The organism is Pseudomonas sp. RW10S2 (genome assembly GCF_014268985.1).
GTDB lineage: Bacteria > Pseudomonadota > Gammaproteobacteria > Pseudomonadales > Pseudomonadaceae > Aquipseudomonas > Aquipseudomonas wayambapalatensis.
Window position 1 is genome coordinate 26,675 of the sequence record NZ_JABWRO010000017.1, and the last position, 17,342, is coordinate 44,016.

Annotated in this window: 18 protein-coding genes and 3 pseudogenes; 10 read left to right on the forward strand and 11 right to left on the reverse strand. The window is 63.5% G+C overall.

The window, feature by feature from the left end; translation table 11 throughout:
- Window positions 1–55: 55 nt before the first annotated feature.
- Together HU729_RS06080 and HU729_RS06085 are read right to left on the reverse strand one after the other, a co-directional pair.
- Window positions 56–994, reverse strand: a complete 939-nt coding sequence (locus HU729_RS06080; protein ID WP_186709047.1) for an AraC family transcriptional regulator — start codon at window positions 992–994, stop codon at window positions 56–58.
- Between the two features lie 191 nt (window positions 995–1,185).
- A complete protein-coding gene (locus tag HU729_RS06085) occupies window positions 1,186–1,566 on the reverse strand; it encodes a DUF2946 domain-containing protein (protein ID WP_186664752.1) in 381 nt (126 codons plus the stop codon).
- Window positions 1,567–1,801: 235 nt separating this feature from the next.
- On the opposite strand from HU729_RS06085, the gene HU729_RS06090 reads away from it, so the two are divergent.
- The 3 genes from HU729_RS06090 to HU729_RS06100 all read left to right on the forward strand — a co-directional run bounded on the left by HU729_RS06090 (window position 1,802) and on the right by HU729_RS06100 (window position 4,693).
- Entirely contained in the window at window positions 1,802–2,182 is a 381-nt protein-coding gene (locus tag HU729_RS06090) for a DUF2946 family protein (protein WP_186709049.1), read from the forward strand.
- A 108-nt stretch (window positions 2,183–2,290) separates the two neighbouring features.
- On the forward strand, window positions 2,291–4,207 hold the full coding sequence (locus HU729_RS06095; protein WP_186664748.1) for a TonB-dependent receptor: 1,917 nt from the start codon (window positions 2,291–2,293) through the stop codon (window positions 4,205–4,207).
- 54 nt (window positions 4,208–4,261) lie between these two features.
- Entirely contained in the window at window positions 4,262–4,693 is a 432-nt protein-coding gene (locus HU729_RS06100; protein ID WP_060497281.1) for a copper uptake system-associated protein, read from the forward strand.
- Window positions 4,694–4,769: 76 nt separating this feature from the next.
- Here the strand turns inward: HU729_RS06100 and HU729_RS06105 are convergent, their stop codons facing one another.
- The gene (locus HU729_RS06105; protein WP_186709051.1) at window positions 4,770–5,216 is read right to left on the reverse strand and encodes a four-helix bundle copper-binding protein; all 447 of its coding nucleotides are present in this window, start codon (window positions 5,214–5,216) and stop codon (window positions 4,770–4,772) included.
- A 203-nt stretch (window positions 5,217–5,419) separates the two neighbouring features.
- On the opposite strand from HU729_RS06105, the gene HU729_RS06110 reads away from it, so the two are divergent.
- On the forward strand, window positions 5,420–6,829 hold the full coding sequence (locus HU729_RS06110; RefSeq protein ID WP_186709063.1) for a di-heme oxidoredictase family protein: 1,410 nt from the start codon (window positions 5,420–5,422) through the stop codon (window positions 6,827–6,829).
- On the opposite strand, the gene cydB (HU729_RS06115) is transcribed toward HU729_RS06110, so the two are convergent.
- Complete coding sequence (cydB, locus tag HU729_RS06115; RefSeq protein WP_186709066.1) at window positions 6,816–7,910, reverse strand: cytochrome d ubiquinol oxidase subunit II; 1,095 nt, start codon at window positions 7,908–7,910, stop codon at window positions 6,816–6,818. The two genes, HU729_RS06110 and cydB (HU729_RS06115), sit on opposite strands and share 14 nt — an antisense overlap.
- 345 nt (window positions 7,911–8,255) lie before the next feature.
- Between cydB (HU729_RS06115) and HU729_RS06120 the strand changes: the two are divergent.
- Window positions 8,256–8,729, forward strand: a pseudogene (locus tag HU729_RS06120) (copper chaperone PCu(A)C).
- A 77-nt stretch (window positions 8,730–8,806) separates the two neighbouring features.
- On the opposite strand, the pseudogene HU729_RS06125 reads toward HU729_RS06120, so the two are convergent.
- The 4 genes and pseudogenes from HU729_RS06125 to HU729_RS06140 all read right to left on the reverse strand — a co-directional run.
- A pseudogene (locus tag HU729_RS06125) lies at window positions 8,807–9,052 on the reverse strand (LysR family transcriptional regulator); the annotation flags it as partial.
- A gap of 72 nt (window positions 9,053–9,124) precedes the next feature.
- The gene (locus HU729_RS06130; protein ID WP_186709069.1) at window positions 9,125–9,700 is read right to left on the reverse strand and encodes a putative natural product biosynthesis protein; all 576 of its coding nucleotides are present in this window, start codon (window positions 9,698–9,700) and stop codon (window positions 9,125–9,127) included.
- A 77-nt stretch (window positions 9,701–9,777) separates the two neighbouring features.
- Complete coding sequence (locus HU729_RS06135; RefSeq protein ID WP_186664736.1) at window positions 9,778–10,167, reverse strand: DUF2946 family protein; 390 nt, start codon at window positions 10,165–10,167, stop codon at window positions 9,778–9,780.
- Window positions 10,168–10,332: 165 nt separating this feature from the next.
- A complete protein-coding gene (locus HU729_RS06140; protein ID WP_186664733.1) occupies window positions 10,333–10,710 on the reverse strand; it encodes a DUF2946 family protein in 378 nt (125 codons plus the stop codon).
- 288 nt (window positions 10,711–10,998) lie between these two features.
- Between HU729_RS06140 and HU729_RS06145 the strand changes: the two genes are divergently transcribed.
- The 5 genes from HU729_RS06145 to HU729_RS06165 all read left to right on the forward strand — a co-directional run bounded on the left by HU729_RS06145 (window position 10,999) and on the right by HU729_RS06165 (window position 16,212).
- Window positions 10,999–12,396, forward strand: coding sequence for a cytochrome ubiquinol oxidase subunit I (locus tag HU729_RS06145; protein WP_186709072.1), 1,398 nt, complete (start codon window positions 10,999–11,001; stop codon window positions 12,394–12,396).
- 19 nt (window positions 12,397–12,415) lie between these two features.
- Complete coding sequence (cydB, locus tag HU729_RS06150) at window positions 12,416–13,423, forward strand: cytochrome d ubiquinol oxidase subunit II (protein ID WP_186709075.1); 1,008 nt, start codon at window positions 12,416–12,418, stop codon at window positions 13,421–13,423.
- A 12-nt stretch (window positions 13,424–13,435) separates the two neighbouring features.
- Complete coding sequence (locus tag HU729_RS06155; RefSeq protein ID WP_186709112.1) at window positions 13,436–13,576, forward strand: DUF2474 domain-containing protein; 141 nt, start codon at window positions 13,436–13,438, stop codon at window positions 13,574–13,576.
- A gap of 101 nt (window positions 13,577–13,677) precedes the next feature.
- Entirely contained in the window at window positions 13,678–14,085 is a 408-nt protein-coding gene (locus HU729_RS06160; RefSeq protein ID WP_186664724.1) for a DUF2946 family protein, read from the forward strand.
- Window positions 14,086–14,160: 75 nt separating this feature from the next.
- Window positions 14,161–16,212 (forward strand): TonB-dependent receptor, encoded by a 2,052-nt coding sequence (locus tag HU729_RS06165; RefSeq protein WP_186709078.1) that lies wholly within the window; start codon window positions 14,161–14,163, stop codon window positions 16,210–16,212.
- Window positions 16,213–16,282: 70 nt separating this feature from the next.
- Here HU729_RS06165 and HU729_RS25775 read toward each other — a convergent pair.
- From HU729_RS25775 to HU729_RS06175, 3 genes and pseudogenes are all read right to left on the reverse strand, one after another.
- Window positions 16,283–16,378, reverse strand: a pseudogene (locus tag HU729_RS25775) (copper resistance protein CopD); the annotation flags it as partial.
- 35 nt (window positions 16,379–16,413) lie between these two features.
- Window positions 16,414–16,698: a hypothetical protein gene (locus HU729_RS06170; protein ID WP_186709080.1), complete on the reverse strand. Its 285-nt coding sequence runs from the start codon at window positions 16,696–16,698 to the stop codon at window positions 16,414–16,416.
- Window positions 16,699–16,749: 51 nt separating this feature from the next.
- Window positions 16,750–17,307 (reverse strand): nitroreductase, encoded by a 558-nt coding sequence (locus HU729_RS06175; RefSeq protein WP_186709082.1) that lies wholly within the window; start codon window positions 17,305–17,307, stop codon window positions 16,750–16,752.
- Between the last annotated feature and the right edge of the window lie 35 nt (window positions 17,308–17,342).

Here is a 17,342-nt window from a genome sequence, read left to right on the forward strand (position 1 = left end):
GCGCCCATCCGTTGGCGGCTTGGATTCATATGGATTGCGTTCTGATACGTATGGATTACGTCGGCACGGCACCGCGCTTGCCGACCTCCTTGGGCGCAAAGCCGAAATAGCCACTGAAGGCCGCGCTGAAATTGCTGGGGTGGCTGTAGCCAACCCGGTAAGCCACCTGGGCGACCTGGCAGCCCTCTTGAAGCAAGACATGCGCGCGCCGCATGCGCAGCTCCAGCAGCATGCGATAAGGCGTGGTGTCGAACAGCTCATGAAAGCCCTGCTTGAGCTTCGCCGCACTGAGGCCGACACGGCGACACAGCAGCGAAACGGTCAGGGGCTGGTCGAGTTCGTCGTGCAACAGTTGCCGGGCTTGCTCCAGTCGCTTGACCTGAGCAGCAGGCAACAGCGGCGTGGCCTGGGACGACACGGCCAGCTGGCGCAGGGGGTGGCTCAACAGGTTCAGCACATGCAAGTGGGTGTCCAGTGGCGCGCATTGCCCCTGCGCCAGGCGCGTGGCCAGGGCCTGGACGTGGCTACACGCATCACGGCTGGTAGCATGCTGCAGCAGCGGCGCCTCGCCCTGGCAATGCAGCAGGCGCCAGGCCTGCTGTTCACCCAGGTAACGGCGCAAGGTGTGCTCACCGACGAGCAGGTGCAGACCACTGGCGCCCCTGCCGAACTGAAAGCGACTGGCCTGCTGTGGCGCGTGCAGCAACTGGGCGATGCTCTGCCCCGCCTCGAAACGCCAACAGCGGCCTTTGCGGTCGGCGTACTGCACATGGCCCTGCTCCAGGAACGTCAGGCACAGCAGCGGCCCGCCGAACAGTTCGCAGGTGCGCTGTACGCCGGTGCCCGAGTGGCTGGCATCGAGGCGCAACAGCAGCAGGTCGTCCTCGATGGCCAGTGTTTGTGGCGCGCTCGCCGGCACGGCGCGCAGGCGCTGCAACGGGGCATCCGGGGCAACGCGGCGCAGGTCGACGCTAGCGTATGCCACGCGTTTCATTCGCCACTTGTAAGGTAGCGTCCATCGCCGGCACTCCTCCATGAAGCGACGTGCGACCTTGCTGGCCCGCCACCCGCTCCGCTGGCTAACGGCTTGCGCGTTAAGCCCGCAAGCCACCTCTTCGGCCCTGTACCCTTTGCCATGGGCCGCAGACGCGCACACGGCCACAGGTCCGTGTGGCGCAGTGAGGTTCAGCGCGGAGAGGCGCGAGGATTGGAGGACGGCCAGCAATAGCGAGGCGGCGCATGCCCGAGGGGCGCGCGGGCGAAAGCGCGCCGGTCGATGTTCGACAGCAGCCAGGCCAGTGCAGCCAGGAACACCAGGTGCATGAAGCCCGCCGCGCAGAGCGGGCAGCTGAACGGCGTTGCCAACCCACTGTCGGGCAAGGCCGAAAGGTCCTTGGCGGCCAGCGCCGAGGTGTCGCTGCCGAGCGAGCAGAACTGCCCGCCGATACCATTGAGCGCCAACCCCAGCATCTGCCCATGGCCCAAGCCACAGGAGAACACGTTGAACAGCACACTGAAGTACAAGGCCCAGGCAATGAAGGCGCGTCGTGTCGGGGGGTGGTTCATGCACCGGATCCGTGGCGTTGAAGGTGAGCGGATGCCGACTGCGATTCTCGCCTGGCAATCCGCACAAGGCTTTCTAGACTCTTGTGCGACAATCCGCCACACCCCTTGCCGAGCGGTGGCGAAACAATAGTCGCCTCGGCAGGGTGTGTCAGACTGTCGCACCCTGCGCAATCGAGCAGCGTTGCTAGACTCGCGCCTCACCCCATTCAACCGTAGCGGCCATCGAGCAAAGGATATGCACCGAGCAGCAGGAAGTCGCCACGCCTTCGCCTGGATACTCTATGCCAGCGTGCTGTTCGCCGTGCTGCACTGTGGCATCGGCCACGGTCAGGCCACCGGCTTGGCGCTCAATGGCGCCGGCAGCGCGTTCTGCGGCCACGCTGGTGCGCCGCCTGGCCCCATCGGTTTCGAACAATGGCTAGGCGAGAACCTGGCCGCCAGTACCACGCTCGATTGCCCACTGTGCAGCCACGCTGGCCTGGCGTTCACGCCCCTGCTGCCAGACCTGCCGTTCGCACACGCTGCGCTCGATGACCGCCTGCCCGCAGCCCCGGCAGCCTGGCCCCGGCGCCTGTGGCCCGCAGCCAACCCCCGCGCCTCGCCTGCCCTGGCCTGATCCGTTGTCCCTGACCCGCCCCACGCCCCTGGCTCTATGCACTTGGGGATGCCGCCATGCGCGCGGGGCTGGCCCGCCTCGACTTATCGCAACAGGAACACCCAGAGCATGAAGAACAAGACGCTTTGCTGCGCCGCCGCACTTGCCCTTTCCAGTGGTACCGCACTGGCCCAGACCGACAGCGTGGAGCTGCCCGAAACCACGGTGGTCGGCACTTCGGTCATCGACCAGAACAACGTTGACAGCTTCGCCAGCCTGACCACCGTGGTCGGCCAGGAGCAGATTCGCGACCTCAACGCCCTTGACCTGTCCTCCGCCCTGCGCCGCACCCCTGGCGTGGTCGTATCGCGCTTCAACCCGGTCGGTTCGTTTGGCGGCGCCGAGGGTGGCGCCGTGTACATCCGCGGTATGGGTGCCAGCCGCCCGGGCAGCGAGATCAAGACCTACATCGACGGCGTGCCATTCTACATGGGGGTGTGGGGCCACCCGCTGCTGGACCTGCTGCCGATCAATGCCATGCAGAGCATCAGCGTGTACAAGGGCCCGCAGCCGCAGAAGTTCGGCAACACCTTCGCCGCCATCGACCTCACGCCCAAGGTGGCCGAACAGGGCGATAACCACCACGGCGAACTGCAACTGACCGGTGGCAGCTTCCGTACCGCCACCGAACAGGCCAGCCTGATTGGCCGCGAAGGCGACTTCGACTACCTGCTGGCACAGGGCGCCGCCCACTCGGACGGTGACCGCAGCGACGGCGACGGCCGCCTGAACAACGGTATGGCACGCCTGGGCTATCGCCTGAACGACAACTGGAGCACCGGCTTGCTGGTGCTGCACGCCAACAACCAGGTATCCGATCCCGGCCAGAAAGGCCTGCCAGAGACCAAGAACGGCGAATTCAACACCCGTGGCACCCTGACCTCGCTGTCTGTGGCCCACGAGCACGATTGGGGTAATGGCAGCCTCAAGCTCTACCATAACGAGGGCCGTGGTTCCGCCCTTGACCAGACCGGCCTGGACGGCGACACCATCAGCGACTTCACCCTTCAGGGCATTCGCTGGGAAGAGCAACTGCGCCCTTGGCAAGACGGCGAAGTGGCGTTGGGCCTGGACGTCGACGAAAGCAAGGGTGAAGTGCACTTCAAGCGCATTGCCCCAGCGCCGCAGGCGAAGTTCGACGCCCCTACCCTGCGCGTGACCTCACCACATATCGCCGTCAGCCATGCCTTCGCCCTCAACGACCGCTGGACCCTGACGCCATCGGCGGGCGTGCGCACCTACAACCACAATGTCTTCGACAGCGCCACCGCACCCCACGCCGGACTGCTGCTGTCGTCGGACAATGTCGAATTCCGCGCCAATGCCTCGCGCGGCATCAACTATCCAGGCCTGGAGGCTTCGGTGATGTCGAGCCTGATCCCGGCGCTGGGCGAAACCTGGAAAGACCTCAAGCCCGAAAAGCTCGACCATCAGGAGCTGGGCGTGCGCTTCAACCCGATCGACAGCGCCACCCTCGACCTGGCGGTGTTCAAGGACAAGCTGCAGGACCGCTACCTGTTTGCCTTCCCGCCGACCGTGTCGAGCCCGTCCTACATCAACCTGGGCGACTACAACGTCAAGGGCGCCGAAGCCACCTGGCAGCAGCGCTGGACCAGCAACTGGAGCAGCTTCGTCGGTTTCACCTGGCTCGACCCGTCGCTCAAGACCCTGCCCTATGCGCCGCAGAAGTCGCTGTCGTTGGGCACCACCTACGAGATCGGCCGCTGGCGCCTGTCGGCAGACGCGCAGTACCAGAAAGACATGTACGTACTGGCCGAAGAGCGCACCGCCGGTGCCAGCAACTTCTCCAAGGTCGACAGCTTCACCGTGGTCAACATGCGCGTGGGCTACGCCGTGCCGGCGCTGGGTAAGGTTGGCGAAGTGTTCGTCGCCGTGGAGAACCTGTTCGACCGCGACTACGCCTACCGTACCAACTACCCGATGCCCGGCACTTCGGCGCAGTTGGGTGTGAAGATGGGCTTCTGAGCCCTCACCGGTCGCTGCCGACAGTCGTCGGCAGCCTCATAAAGGAAAACGCAGATGAAAGCACCGATCCTTGCCTTGCTGCTGGCCTGCAGTCCGCTGCTGGCCATGGCCGACACCGCCAGCGAGCAACAGAGCATCCAGCAACTGATGCGGCACAACTTCGAACGCCCCGACGCACCGCTGGACGTCGGCCCGGTGACTGTCGAAGGCGACCATGCGGTGGCCGGCTGGCTGCAGGACCAGCGCGGCGGCCGCGCGCTCCTGCGCAAGGGGCCTCATGGCTGGCGGGTGGTGTTGTGCGCCGGCGATTCGTTGCTCGACCCGGCTACCCTGCGCAGCGCGGGGCTCGGCGAACAGGACGCGGCCCGGCTGAGCCAGGCCGTGCGCCAGGCCGAAAGTGAACAGCCAACCGAGCGGGTCAAACAGTTCGCGCTGTTCCAGGGCGTGGTCAAGGTCGATAAGGACGCTGCCCACGGGAATCACTAATGAACAGGCCGGGGCTTTTCAAGCCCGGCTTGTGTGTCACAGCGGCCCCCTTTCAAGGAAATGCTCCAGGCAATGGTCAGGCAGTGATTGCCTTGCAGGCCTTCAAGCAATCGGCACAGGCATCTGCGCATGCCTTGCATTCAGCGTGCTGGTCTGCGTGCTTGCGGCATTCGTTTTCACAACTGGCACACACATCGGCCGCCATCCTGGCCATGGCGGGTGTGAAGCTGGAACCTTGCACGGCCAGCTTCATCAAGGCTGTACAGGTCGCCAGCAGCTCATTGACTGACTGGGCACAGCCCGCCATTTCCTTGTCACCCCGCCCCAACAGCACCAGGCAATGCGCCAGACAGGCCTCCCCGGTTTTCAGGCAATCACTGCTGGTGTCGATCACGCCTGCAAACGGCTTGCCGCCGCCATGATCATGGTGGTGTTCGTGGCCTTCAGTCGCGGCCAACGCCGGCGCCACCATGGCCACCGCCACCGCGCCGGCAACGGTCTTGAGTATTTCACGTCGCTGCATTGCTCACTCCTTGTTGGACATGCACCGTACCCTCACTGCGGCACTGTGCCACACCCTACAGGCAACCAGGCTCATTCGACAAGGTCGCGCAGGCCCGCGGCAGGTTGTCGCACCAGGCAAACCAAGCCCCTCTTGCTAGTCTGCCGCACCGTCTTCCAGTGCGCAGCCATCGCACTCAATCCTGCATCATCGCGAGTAGACACATGCGCAACCTCTACCTGCTCACGGCAACACTGGCCGGCTTGCTGGCTGGCTGTGGCGACCCGAACGCCCGACCGGAACCTGGCGAGCACCTCGCCGGAGGCGCCACCACCGTCCAACGGTTCGACAAGGATGCCTTCTCGATGCCCGTGGCGAACCTCAGTCCGTCCAGGCGCATGGACTTCTTTGTCGGTAATGCTTTCTTCCGTGGCAACTGGCATGCAGCCCGCGCCGACCGCAAGCAAGGTGGTCGGATCGGATTGGGGCCTTTGTTCAACACCGACTCCTGCCAAAGCTGCCATATCAAGGATGGCCGTGGTTTCCCGCCGGCCGTAGGCAGCGATGCGCCAGCCCTGTCTTCGCTGGTGCGCCTGTCCATACCGGCGCCTCCCGATCAGGCAGCGCTGATCGAGCGCCTTGGCATCATTCCCGAGCCGACCTACGGTGGCCAGTTGCAGGATGCTGCCATCGACGGCCATGCTCCCGAGGGCCGGGTGAAACTGCATTACCAGGCTCGGGTCGTCACCCTTGCCGACGGCGAGCAAATCACCTTGCGTCAGCCAGTGTTCACCATTGGCCAGTTGGGTTACGGCCCATTGCACCCACAGACGCAGATGTCGTTACGGGTGGCGCCACCCATGATCGGCCTGGGCTTGCTCGAAGCGATACGCGACAGCGACCTGGAGCAGAACGCAGCCCGCCAGGCTCGCGAAGGTGGCCTGGTGCATGGGCAGCTCAACCAGGTGTGGGACGAACTGCGCCAGCAGACCCGCATGGGGCGCTTCGGCTGGAAAGCCGGTCAGCCTACGCTCGATCAGCAAAACGCCCACGCCTTCGCCGGTGATATGGGCCTGACCAGCAGCCTGCTGCCGAGCGATGACTGCACCGAACGGCAGTCAGCCTGCCGCAAGGCCCCCCAGGGCGGCGCGCCTGAGGTCAGCGACAGGGTTCGTGAACAGGTACTGTTCTATACCCGTACCTTGGGTGTACCGGCCCGCCGTGATAGCGACACACCGCGGGTGCTGGAGGGCAAAGCCGTGTTCCATGCGGCAGGCTGTGCTGCCTGCCATCGGCCCTCCTACGTCACGGGTGAGCACGCTTTGCCAGAGTTGAGTCAGCAACACATCTTTCCGTACACCGACCTGTTGCTGCACGACATGGGCGAAGGGCTGGCCGACCACCGTGAGGAATTTCGCGCCAACGGCCGCCAATGGCGTACGCCGCCACTTTGGGGGCTGGGGCTGACAGCAAGGGTCAGCGGGCATACCCAGTTCCTGCACGATGGCCGGGCTCGGGATGTGCTGGAGGCCATTTTGTGGCATGACGGTGAAGCACGTGACTCACGCGATGCCGTGATTGCCATGGATCGAGGCAGGCGCATGGCGCTGCTGTCGTTTCTCAACTCGCTTTGAAGCCAAGACCAAGCGGCCGGGACTCGATCAGCAGGTGCGAGCCCTTGAGGCTGGCAGCCAGGGTATACGCCAGCAACATTGGGAGCAGTACACTGGCGAGAATCAGCAGGGTACCCAAGGTTCTTTCGTCACTGGCCGCGCTCCATAGGGTCATGCTGGCAGACGGTTGCACGCTGGAAGGCAAGATGAAGGGGAACAACGCCAGCCCTGCGCTGCACAGCGTTGCACCTACTGTCAGGCCACTGCCCAACAGCGCCATGCGAGGCCGGGCATGGGTGCAGGCGAACAGGCTCATGATCGTGCCAGACAAGGCCAGCACTGGTGCCAGGCCGGCTGCAGGGCAGGCCTGAAAATTGGCCAGCCAACCTGGATTGTTGGCCAGCACCACGAACGCGCCAGGTCCGCACAAGGTGGCCGGACGCTCCACGGCCCACAAGCTGTAACCGCGTGCGTTCGCTGCCAGCCCTATCGCAGCCACGATGAAACTGGCCAGGAACATCACGCCCGCAACGCCTGCAACCCGGCTTGCTGGCTGATACAGGGAGTGGCCACCACGCTGCATCACCCAGGTAGCGCCACACTGGCAGACCATCGCCAGGCTCACGACACCTGAAAGCAAGGCGAACGGACTGAAGAGACCGGCCAAAGAGCCGTGAAACTGCATACCCGCCTGACCACAGCGACTGAATGGCAACCCAAGGAGCAGGTTGCCCAGCATGCCCCCCAACAGAGCTGCCGGCAGCAGGCCGATTGCCAACACTCTCCAGGTTTGGCGCGGTCGGGCGGCTTGCCAGGCAGATCGACGCAGCAGTATCAGCAGGCTCACCAAGCCTGCCATCAGGCAGGCCAGGCCTCCGAGCGATGGCCAGACCAGCGCAAGCGTGCAACCCAGGGCCAGCAACCACAGCAGGTTGATAGGCCGAGGCGCGGCCGCAGACGGCTGCAGCGGTTCGGCACCTTGCCCCGATAGCCACGGCACCAGCACCCGCGCGCCCACGTCCAGACTTTCGCCCAGCACAAAACCGATCAGCATCACGCCAATCAATAACCACCAGACGATCTTCAGCAGTTCGTGGTCCATGACGGCTCTCCCAGCCAGAAAGAAAGCGGCCCGTCCGAAGAAGGGCCGCTGTGGGTTGCCTGCCGTGCAGCGTGGATGGGACAACGGCAAAGCAGGCTCTGCCGATGCTAGGCGTTGCCTGCGGCGCTCCCAACTGCGACAGCCCGTCGCAGTGGGTGGTAAGCATTGGCTCCACGGGCGCCCAGCAGTGGCGCAGGGAATACTGTGGCAACCTGTCGCACCGCAGCGTACCGGCATTGTCCCGGCCACGGCCCGATACAGCAGCGACTATGCTAAATGGCCAGGCAGCCTCGACAACGAAGGCTGCCGCACCAATCAAACAAGGAGCTGCCGATGAAACCTTTCATGTTCAAAGGCTTGCGCAAAGCCAATGGATTGCTGTTGGGCGTGTTGTTGACGAGCTTCGCCAGCACCGCCCTGGCCCAGGTCGAAGTCAAGGTTGAAGACCCCTGGGTCAGGGCCACGGTGCCCAACCAGCCTGCTACGGGTGCTTTCATGCGCCTTACCGCCAACGAAGACGTCAAACTCGTTCGGGTCAACTCTCCCGTGGCCGCCAAGACGGAACTGCACGAGATGACCATGAAGGACGGAGTCATGACCATGAAGCCATTGGCAAGCCTTGAGTTGCCCGCCGGCCAGCCAGTGATACTCGACACCCACGGCTAGCACATCATGCTGATCAACCCCAAAGAGCAGATCAAGGAAGGCGCCACGGTGCCGCTGACCCTGACCGTTGTCGATGAAGACGGCAACGAAACCTCGGTCAAGGTCGATGCACCGGTACGTCCGCTGGCCAGCGGCGACGACTTGCCGGACTAGCAAGCACCCATTTGCAGTGCTGAGCCTGCTCCCGTGCGAGGCAGCCCGTTGGCGGGCAAATCCAGCGTGCGGTGTATCTCGCGCTCCGCCGTATCCACCAGTTCGAGGATCACACGGCAGCGTTTCAGGTAACGGTTGCCGGCTTCGGTCAGGGCGATGCGGCGGGTGGTGCGGTTGAGCAAACGAATATGCAAGTGCGCTTCCAGGTTGGAGAGCATCCGGGAAACGCTGGCAGTCGTGGTGTCCAGGCATTCGGCCGCGCCGGTCAGGCTGCCGGCCTGAACCACGCAACTGAACGCGCGCATGGCTTGGAGTACGTCCATCGTCAGTATCTCGCTAGGTATTCAGTGAAGTGGGAAACGGGCGGCGTATTGCCGCCCAGGCCCTGGCCTGGCTCAGCCGGGCACCGGCAACCAACGCCGGAAGCTGCTCGCGCCCTTGGCGCTCAACGGGCTCCAGGAAAATTCCCACGGGGGTGGCGGCAAGTCTTCATCCGCCTGGGGCGCTGGCAGCGCCGGGCGCACGCCGGTTTTCCACTCCACCACCCATTCGCCCATCGGTTGCCAGGCCAGCACCAGGCCACGGGCCTGAGACACGTCAGTTGCCACCCACAGCGCCGCTGCAGCCACCATGAAGGCTTCGATGTGCTCCTCCGTCACCCGTGCCTGGTAAGGAGAGTTCAGTAACCAACGGCAAACGCTGATGTAGTAGGTCCAGTCCAGCGCCGGATGGTGCCGGTATGCCCAGGTCATGAATCGTCGGAACAACTCCAGGCCTTCTGGCGGATCAAGCTTGAGCAGCCCTGGGCAGACGTCGAACAGTGTGTGCCAGTAAGGCAGCAGGCGCGCATCGAGGTTGACGAAGCTGCGGGCATTGCAGGGGTAGTCGGGAAACGGCAACAGAAAGTCGCCGCTGCGCGACGGACGAGCGAAAGGCTCCAGCAACGCTGAAGCGGTCAGGGTACGAGACATCGTGTGCTCCCGGGTAAGGCTAGCCATCGGCAGGCCGACGCCCCGCCTTTCGCGGGTGCGGCCTGGGTCCTTGCAGGTCAGGCGATCGCCGCCGGGGAGGCACGTGGATTGATCGACGGCCAGCGGTGCCGGGGCGAATGCAGCGCAACAGCTGGTTGCCGGTCGATAGGCAGCGCAGGCAAGGCAAAGCCTGCCAGGACCAACGCAGCAGGCATGGGTGCCGGGCCGCCCTGGGCGCAGCAGCAATGTCCGGGGTCGGCCGTTTTCGGGCTTAGGTTGCCATCCTTGTCCAGCATCGCCGGCTGTACGCCGCCCGACGAGCAGTAGCTGCCCGCCAGCAATTGCTGCAGGCTCAGGTCGCCCAGGGTGCTGGCCATCGGCAGTGCCAGTACCTTGAGCAGCATCGCTAGCAGCGCGGCGACCCAGATGTTGTCCCAGGTGCGTGCGCGCAGGCCGCAACGGCGCATGTTCACGCCTCGCCAGGTAGCGCGGGCGCGGAGATTCGACAGGTCATGAGGGGCTCTCTCCAGCGACGGTCAAACCAGCCAGCAGTTACATGCAAGGCATGCACTGCCGGTCCGGCGTGCTTAGGGCAGGCACAGGCCCGCCAGGGCGCCAAGGCGCCGGTAGCGTCAGAGAGGTGAAGCGCGAGGGTTGGACGAGGGCCAGCAATAACGCGGCGGCGCCTGGCTGCGGATTTCGCGCGGCAATGGCCGGCGCTCACGGCTGGCCAGCAGCCAGGCGACGGCAATCAGGAAAACCAGGGTAAGAAAGGCCGCCGCCCCCATCGGGCAACTGAAGGGAATGCTCAGGTCGCCCGCCAAGGCGTTGTCCTGCTTGGCTTTCAGCAGGCCAGTATCGCCCCCGAGGCTGCAGAACGCACCGCCGAATCCATTCAGCGCCAATCCCAATGCCTGCCCGTGGGCAAGGCCACAGCCAAGTACATTGAACAGGACACAGAAGTACAGTGCCCAGGCAATGAGGGGGCGGTGTGAAGGCAGGCGGTTCATGGGCGACAACTTTAGCATCGATACCGGCCCCGCAGAAGCATCAACCTCGGCCTACCCTCTCTGCGACAAGCCGTCACACCCCTCTTAACTGGCCTCGATTCACCCGCGCGGGTGCCCCTCAGGGACAGATTGTCGCAGTTGGTCACACCCGCCACCGTCCTTACAGTGGCGCCGCCATCGCAATGGCCCGTGCAATTTCCCAAGACAGCAACGCTGAGCCGGCCAGGACCCGGGCTCTGCTTCCCGAAAACGGCGCCAAGGTGCGCCACCCTGTGAGGCTCCATCATCATGAGCGTGCTCGAGGCGCTAGACCTGGCTCGAATCCAGTTCGCCTTCACCGTTTCCTTCCATATCCTGTTCCCCGCCATCACCATCGGCCTTGCCAGTTACCTGGCCGTGCTTGAAGGCCTGTGGCTGCGAACGAATCAGCAGGTCTACCGCGACCTCTATCACTTCTGGTCGAAGATCTTCGCCGTCAATTTCGGCATGGGCGTGGTGTCCGGTCTGGTCATGGCTTATCAGTTCGGCACCAACTGGAGCCGCTTCTCCGATTTCGCCGGCGCCGTGACCGGCCCATTGCTCACCTATGAGGTCCTGACCGCCTTCTTCCTCGAAGCGGGTTTCCTTGGCGTCATGCTGTTCGGCTGGAACCGTGTCGGCCGTGGCCTGCATTTCTTTTCCACCTGCATGGTGGCGCTCGGCACGCTGGTCTCGACCTTCTGGATCCTGGCGTCCAACAGCTGGATGCAGACGCCCCAGGGCCACGAGATCATCGATGGCCGGGTGATACCGGTCGACTGGCTGGCGATCGTCTTCAACCCATCCTTCCCCTACCGCCTGATGCACATGGCCACCGCGGCGTTCGTTGCCACGGCCTTCTTCGTCGGCGCTTCGGCGGCCTGGCACCTGCTGCGCGGGCGTGACAACCCGGCAGTGCGCAAGATGCTGTCGATGGCCATGTGGATGGCGTTGATCGTCGCGCCGATCCAGGCAGTGATCGGTGACTTCCATGGCCTGAATACGCTCAAGCACCAGCCGGTGAAGATCGCCGCCATCGAAGGCCACTGGGAGAACGTGACGGGTGAGCCAACCCCGCTGATCCTGTTCGGCATCCCCGACATGAAGGCTGAGACCACGCGCTTCAAGATCGAGATTCCGGCGTTGGGCAGCCTGATCCTGACCCACAGCCTGGATAAGCAGGTGCCGGCGATGAAGGAGTTCCCGCCTGAGGACCGGCCGAATTCGAGCATCGTGTTCTGGTCGTTCCGGGTCATGGTCGGGCTGGGCTTGCTGATGATCTTCGTCGGCCTGTGGAGCCTGTGGCTGCGCAAGCGCGGCACGTTGTACAGCTCGCGGCCGTTCCTCTACCTCACGCTGTGGATGGGGCCGTCGGGGTTGATCGCGATCCTTGCAGGCTGGTTCACCACCGAGATCGGACGCCAGCCATGGGTGGTCTACGGCCTGCTGCGCACGGCCGACGGGGTCTCGAACCATGACGCCACCCAACTCAGCATTACCCTCGTGGCGTTCGTGGTGGTGTATTTCGCCCTGTTCGGCACCGGACTTGGCTACATGATGCGCCTGGTGCGCAAAGGGCCGAAACCTGGCGAGGGCGACCATCACACGCCAGGCGGTCCCGGCCAGCAACATACCCCGGCGCGGCCGCTGTCCGCCGCCGACGATTAACAGGCAGAGGTGAATTGACATGGGCATCGACCTTCCACTGATCTGGGCGGTGATCATCATCTTCGGGGTGATGATGTATGTGGTGATGGATGGCTTTGACCTGGGGATCGGCATGCTCTTCCCCTTCGTCAAGGACGCGCGTGACCGTGATGTGATGATGAACACCGTCGCCCCGGTATGGGACGGCAACGAAACCTGGCTGATACTCGGCGGTGCAGCGCTGTTCGGCGCCTTCCCGCTAGCCTACGCGGTGGTGCTGGAGGCGCTTTACCTGCCGCTGATTCTAATGCTGATCGGCCTGATCTTCCGGGGCGTGGCCTTCGAGTTCCGCTTCAAGGCCAAACCCGCCAAGCGCCATCTCTGGGACAAAGCCTTCATCTGGGGCTCGCTGGTCGCGACCTTCTCCCAAGGCGTTGCCCTGGGCGCCTTCATCGAAGGCATCAAGGTGGTCGAGCGCAGGTACGCCGGCGGCGCACTCGACTGGCTCACGCCGTTCAGCCTGTTCTGCGGCTTGGGTTTGGTGGTCGCCTACACCTTGCTCGGTTGCACCTGGCTGGTGATGAAGACCGAGGGGCCGCTGCAGCAGCGCATGCACGATGTTGCCAGGCCGCTGGCGTTGGTATTGCTGGTGGTCATCGCTGTGGTCAGCCTGTGGACGCCTCTGGCCTATCCGCAGATCTCCGCCCGCTGGTTCAGCATGCCCAACCTGCTGTGGTTCTTGCCGGTGCCGATCCTGGTAGTGGTCACCTTCTACGGGCTGCTACTTGCCGTTTCACGCAATGCACACTACACGCCGTTCCTGCTGACCCTGGCACTGATCTTCCTGGGCTATAGCGGCCTTGGCATCAGCCTGTGGCCAAACATCATCCCACCGTCGATCAGCATCTGGGAGGCCGCAGCGCCGCCGCAGAGCCAAGGCTTCATGTTGGTGGGCACACTGTTCATTCTGCCTATCATCCTCGGCTACACGTTCTGGAGCTATTACGTGTTCCGCGGCAAGGTGACCCATGAAGACGGCTATCACTAGGAGCCCAACGTGATGACACCCAGTGTGAAGCAACCTATATGGCGCCGCCTTGCCTGGCTGGTGCTGATCTGGGCAGGCAGCGTCGCGGCGCTGGGGCTGTTCGCTTGGCTGATCCGACTGTTCATGATGGCCGCCGGCATGCGCAGCCATTGAGCCGTCAGCGTGGCGCGCCTGCGACAAAAAGGCGCACCACGGAACTTGTACAGCCCGCAACGGATGCGGCTTAATGCGCGCCACATTCGTTCGGGTGACTCATGCTTTCACGTGCACGTGCACATCTTTGTCTGTTCGCCTGCTTCGCCGTGCTGTTCAATCTGCTGGCGATGCCGCTCGACCGTGCCTTGCAAACACCCCGTATCGACAGCCAATCGCTGATCCTCGGCAGCTTCTGCAGCCTGCACGGTGCACAGAGCCTGCCCAAGTCACTGCTGGCCCAGCTCAAGGCCGAGCTGCCGCAACTCGACGATCAGCCAGAAATGAAACACCAGGCTGGCGACTGCTGCTGTGGCCATGCCGGGCATGCCTTGCTGGCCAGCGACTACTATCGTCACCTGCTCCCCCGCTTCTGGCCTGATGCACTCCTGCTCGGTGACAGCCACAGGTTGCCACTGCCACGCGATCAGTGGCCAAAGCTCAACCCCCGAGCCTCTCCCCTGGCCTGACCCGTCGTTACTTGCCCATAGCTGCCCCGTGACCTGCGGTGCGCAGCCCTGCCCGACCGTCTCCAGGAACCACTCATGTCCGCATTCCGCTGCACCGCTCGCGCCGTCCTGCCCGTGCTCGCTTTCTATAGCCTCAGCCCATTGTCATTGGCAGTTGCCGAAACACTGCCCGCTGAAAACTCCACCCTCACCCTTGGCGCGGTCAACGTGACCAGTACCGAAAGCGGCCCGCTGGCCACCAGCAGCGTGCTCAGTTCGGTAGACATCCTGGGCGGCGATATCCTCGAAAAAATGCCGGTGACCTACAGTTGGGAACTGTTCAGCCGTGCACCCGGGGTGATGCTGACCGAGTTCAACCAGGGCACCACCTCGGGCAAACTGTCGTTTCGCGGCTTCAATGGCGAAGGCGAAGTGAACGCGGTCAAGTTGCTGATCGATGGCATCCCCAGCAACACCAACGACGGCAACATGCCCTTCATCGACTCGGTGTTCCCGATGGACATCGACAGCATTGAGGTAGTGCGCGGCACCAGCGACCCCCGCTACGGCCTGAACAACATCGCCGGCAACGTCAATATCAACACCCGTACCGGCGGTAACTACAACAAGGCGCGCGTGCGCTACGGCAGTTTCAACACCCGCGAGGTGCAACTGGCCAAGGGCATCGAGACCAGCAACTGGACGCAGAACTATTTCTTCGGCCGCCAGCAGGTCGACAGCTATCGTGACCATGCCGACACCGAGCGCTACAGCTTCGGCGGCAAGTGGTTCTACACCCCTGACGATGGCAGCTACCGCCTTGGCCTGATCGCCCGCCACTACGAGTCCGAAGCCCAGGAGGCCGGCTACCTGACCGAAGACGATGCCCGCCATCATCCGCGCATGAGCAACGCCTACAACGCCACGGACAAAGGCACGCGGCGCATGAACCAGGTCAGCGTGCACTTCGACACGGACCTGGCCGACAACTTGTCCTGGTCGGCCAAGACCTACCTCAACACCTTCGACGACCGCCGCTGGACCCAGTACTGGCGCACCAGCTCACAGCAGGAGCGCGACACCTACGAAGACCAGTACGGTGCCATCACCTCGCTGACCTGGCGCCCCCAGGTGGACTGGCTGCACGCTTTTGCGCTGGAAGGTGGCAGCGATGTGCAAAAGCAACAGAACCGCAGCGAGCGCTATCGCACCGTGGAGCGTGTACGCCAGGCGCAGACACGCGATCAGGACTTCGACTTCAACACGGTCGGTGCCTACGTGCAGGCGGAGATCGAGCCATTCGAATCGTTGAAGATCGTACCGGCGTACCGGGTGGACAAGATCAGTGGTGACTTCACCAACAAGATGACCGGACAAGACTATGACATCAACGACTACGGGCTGATCAAGCAGCCCAAGCTAAGCGTGGTCTACTCGCCGTGGCGCTTCGCCAGTGTCTACGCCAACTGGGGCCGCACCTTCCAGGTCGGTACCGGTGCAGCGGCCTACAAGGTGCCACCGCGTAATGAAGACCTGGCCCCGTCGATCAACGAAGGCTGGGAGACCGGTATCAAATTCACCCCGGCCAGTTGGGTCGATGGCCGCGTAGCCTACTGGCGCCAGGATGCCAGCGGTGAAGTCAGCCGTCGCCTCAACGACCCTAGCGGCGAGTCGGACAACGTCGGCGAAACACGGCGCTGGGGCTACGACCTGCAGGTCAACCTGCACCCAAGCGAACGCACCGAGATGTGGATGTCGTACTCCTGGCAATACTCGAAGATTCTTCAGCCCAGCAGCACGCTGCCTGACAGCAAAGGCAAGGAGATCGACCACGTGCCGCACCACCTGTGGAACACCGGCATCAGCTATCAGGCCACCCCTGCCCTGCAACTGAGCGCCTGGGCGAACGGCCAAACCAACTACTACCTGGAGCGTGAGAACACCCAGGGCACCTACGGCGGCTACGTGCTGATGAACCTGGGCGCGACCTACAAGCTCAGCGAAACCATGAGCGTAGACCTGCAACTGAAGAACCTGACCAACCGCTACTACGAGTACGTCTGGTACGACCCCGATGGCGCCGATGCCTCGCTGCATTCACCGGGTGACGGTCGGGCCCTGTATGCCGGGATGACCTTCGATTTCTAAAGGGGATCTGCGTTCTGCCTGGTGAGTGGCCTGTTACGCCAAAACGCTAGCGTTCTGGCGATCACTTGCATCAGTTGAGCGGGGTGGGTGGGCGTGTACCCAGCAGTGAGACCGCTGCGACTGCCGCCACCCCACTAAACCATTCAACCAGGATGCTGGTGCGCAGTACGTGGATAAAGCTCCATGCACGGCCGGCACCACTTACCTAACGTCCACTTGCAGCCCGGATTTCAAGCGGACACTGGCGCGCACGGGCCCCTTGCTCAGTGCTTCTGCGATGTCTGGGAAGCGCAAGAACTGCGCGATGATATCCGCGCCGGCCTCGGCTTCGATGAGTATGTCGATATCGCCTACCGTATCGCGCATGCGACGTATGCTTCCTGCGATTGTCGCCTGCGCAACCCCTGGAATTTGCCGCACATAGCCAAGCACGAGGTTGGCGACGGGTTCAATAATCCCCAGTGGAAAGCGTTCAGGGAGGGTCATGGTGCGACCTCGCTCGCGCGGTGAGCCTGCAGATACAAGGTCCACGGCGCGTCAACCGATCCAGTGAATCTCCGGCGCCTTGCGCTGCACATCAGCTGCCACTGAGCTGGGATAACCTACAATCACCGGTGCGACAGGAGCGCATTCATCGGGCAAGTGCAAAGCCTGTCTGCCAGCCGGCGTGGCGAGATAACGCTGCGCCAGCCCTATCCAGCAACTGCCCAGGCCCTCGGCATGCGCCGCGAGCATCAGGTTCTGCGCAGCCAGCGCGCACTCTTCAACGGCCCAGTCACTGGCCGTCTTCGCAGCGATCACGATGAGCGCAGGAGCGTGGTAGAAGATCTGAAAGCGCTCATCATTCAACATCGCTTGCAAAGATTCAGGCAACTGATCGCCACAGTGCTTTGCCAGGTACGCTTTCGCATCGGACGATACCTGCTCCAGAAGTGCCTGGTCGCGTACCACGGTGAACACCCAAGGTTGCAGGTTCATCGCGCTCGGTGCCTGTGCCGCGGCTTCGATCAGGCGGACGATCAGATGCTGCTCGACAGGCTCGGCGGTGAACGCACGGGTCGAGCGACGCTCGTGAATCGCCTCATAGATATTCATGGCTCAGCCTCGAAAGTATTCATCCGGACCGTAGC

What these genes read in the sequence shown, in the direction of transcription:
- HU729_RS06165 (WP_186709078.1), top strand. Translation starts at nt 14,161, where the DNA reads ATGTCCGCATTCCGCTGCACCGCTCGCGCCGTCCTGCCCGTGCTCGCT.
- HU729_RS06130 (WP_186709069.1), bottom strand. Translation starts at nt 9,700, where the DNA reads ATGTCTCGTACCCTGACCGCTTCAGCGTTGCTGGAGCCTTTCGCTCGT.
- HU729_RS06105 (WP_186709051.1), bottom strand. Translation starts at nt 5,216, where the DNA reads ATGCAGCGACGTGAAATACTCAAGACCGTTGCCGGCGCGGTGGCGGTG.
- HU729_RS06170 (WP_186709080.1), bottom strand. Translation starts at nt 16,698, where the DNA reads ATGACCCTCCCTGAACGCTTTCCACTGGGGATTATTGAACCCGTCGCC.
- HU729_RS06085 (WP_186664752.1), bottom strand. Translation starts at nt 1,566, where the DNA reads ATGAACCACCCCCCGACACGACGCGCCTTCATTGCCTGGGCCTTGTAC.
- HU729_RS06080 (WP_186709047.1), bottom strand. Translation starts at nt 994, where the DNA reads ATGAAACGCGTGGCATACGCTAGCGTCGACCTGCGCCGCGTTGCCCCG.
- cydB (WP_186709075.1), top strand. Translation starts at nt 12,416, where the DNA reads ATGGGCATCGACCTTCCACTGATCTGGGCGGTGATCATCATCTTCGGG.
- HU729_RS06090 (WP_186709049.1), top strand. Translation starts at nt 1,802, where the DNA reads ATGCACCGAGCAGCAGGAAGTCGCCACGCCTTCGCCTGGATACTCTAT.
- HU729_RS06095 (WP_186664748.1), top strand. Translation starts at nt 2,291, where the DNA reads ATGAAGAACAAGACGCTTTGCTGCGCCGCCGCACTTGCCCTTTCCAGT.
- HU729_RS06155 (WP_186709112.1), top strand. Translation starts at nt 13,436, where the DNA reads ATGACACCCAGTGTGAAGCAACCTATATGGCGCCGCCTTGCCTGGCTG.
- cydB (WP_186709066.1), bottom strand. Translation starts at nt 7,910, where the DNA reads ATGGACCACGAACTGCTGAAGATCGTCTGGTGGTTATTGATTGGCGTG.
- HU729_RS06145 (WP_186709072.1), top strand. Translation starts at nt 10,999, where the DNA reads ATGAGCGTGCTCGAGGCGCTAGACCTGGCTCGAATCCAGTTCGCCTTC.
- HU729_RS06175 (WP_186709082.1), bottom strand. Translation starts at nt 17,307, where the DNA reads ATGAATATCTATGAGGCGATTCACGAGCGTCGCTCGACCCGTGCGTTC.
- HU729_RS06160 (WP_186664724.1), top strand. Translation starts at nt 13,678, where the DNA reads ATGCTTTCACGTGCACGTGCACATCTTTGTCTGTTCGCCTGCTTCGCC.
- HU729_RS06140 (WP_186664733.1), bottom strand. Translation starts at nt 10,710, where the DNA reads ATGAACCGCCTGCCTTCACACCGCCCCCTCATTGCCTGGGCACTGTAC.
- HU729_RS06100 (WP_060497281.1), top strand. Translation starts at nt 4,262, where the DNA reads ATGAAAGCACCGATCCTTGCCTTGCTGCTGGCCTGCAGTCCGCTGCTG.
- HU729_RS06135 (WP_186664736.1), bottom strand. Translation starts at nt 10,167, where the DNA reads ATGCGCCGTTGCGGCCTGCGCGCACGCACCTGGGACAACATCTGGGTC.
- HU729_RS06110 (WP_186709063.1), top strand. Translation starts at nt 5,420, where the DNA reads ATGCGCAACCTCTACCTGCTCACGGCAACACTGGCCGGCTTGCTGGCT.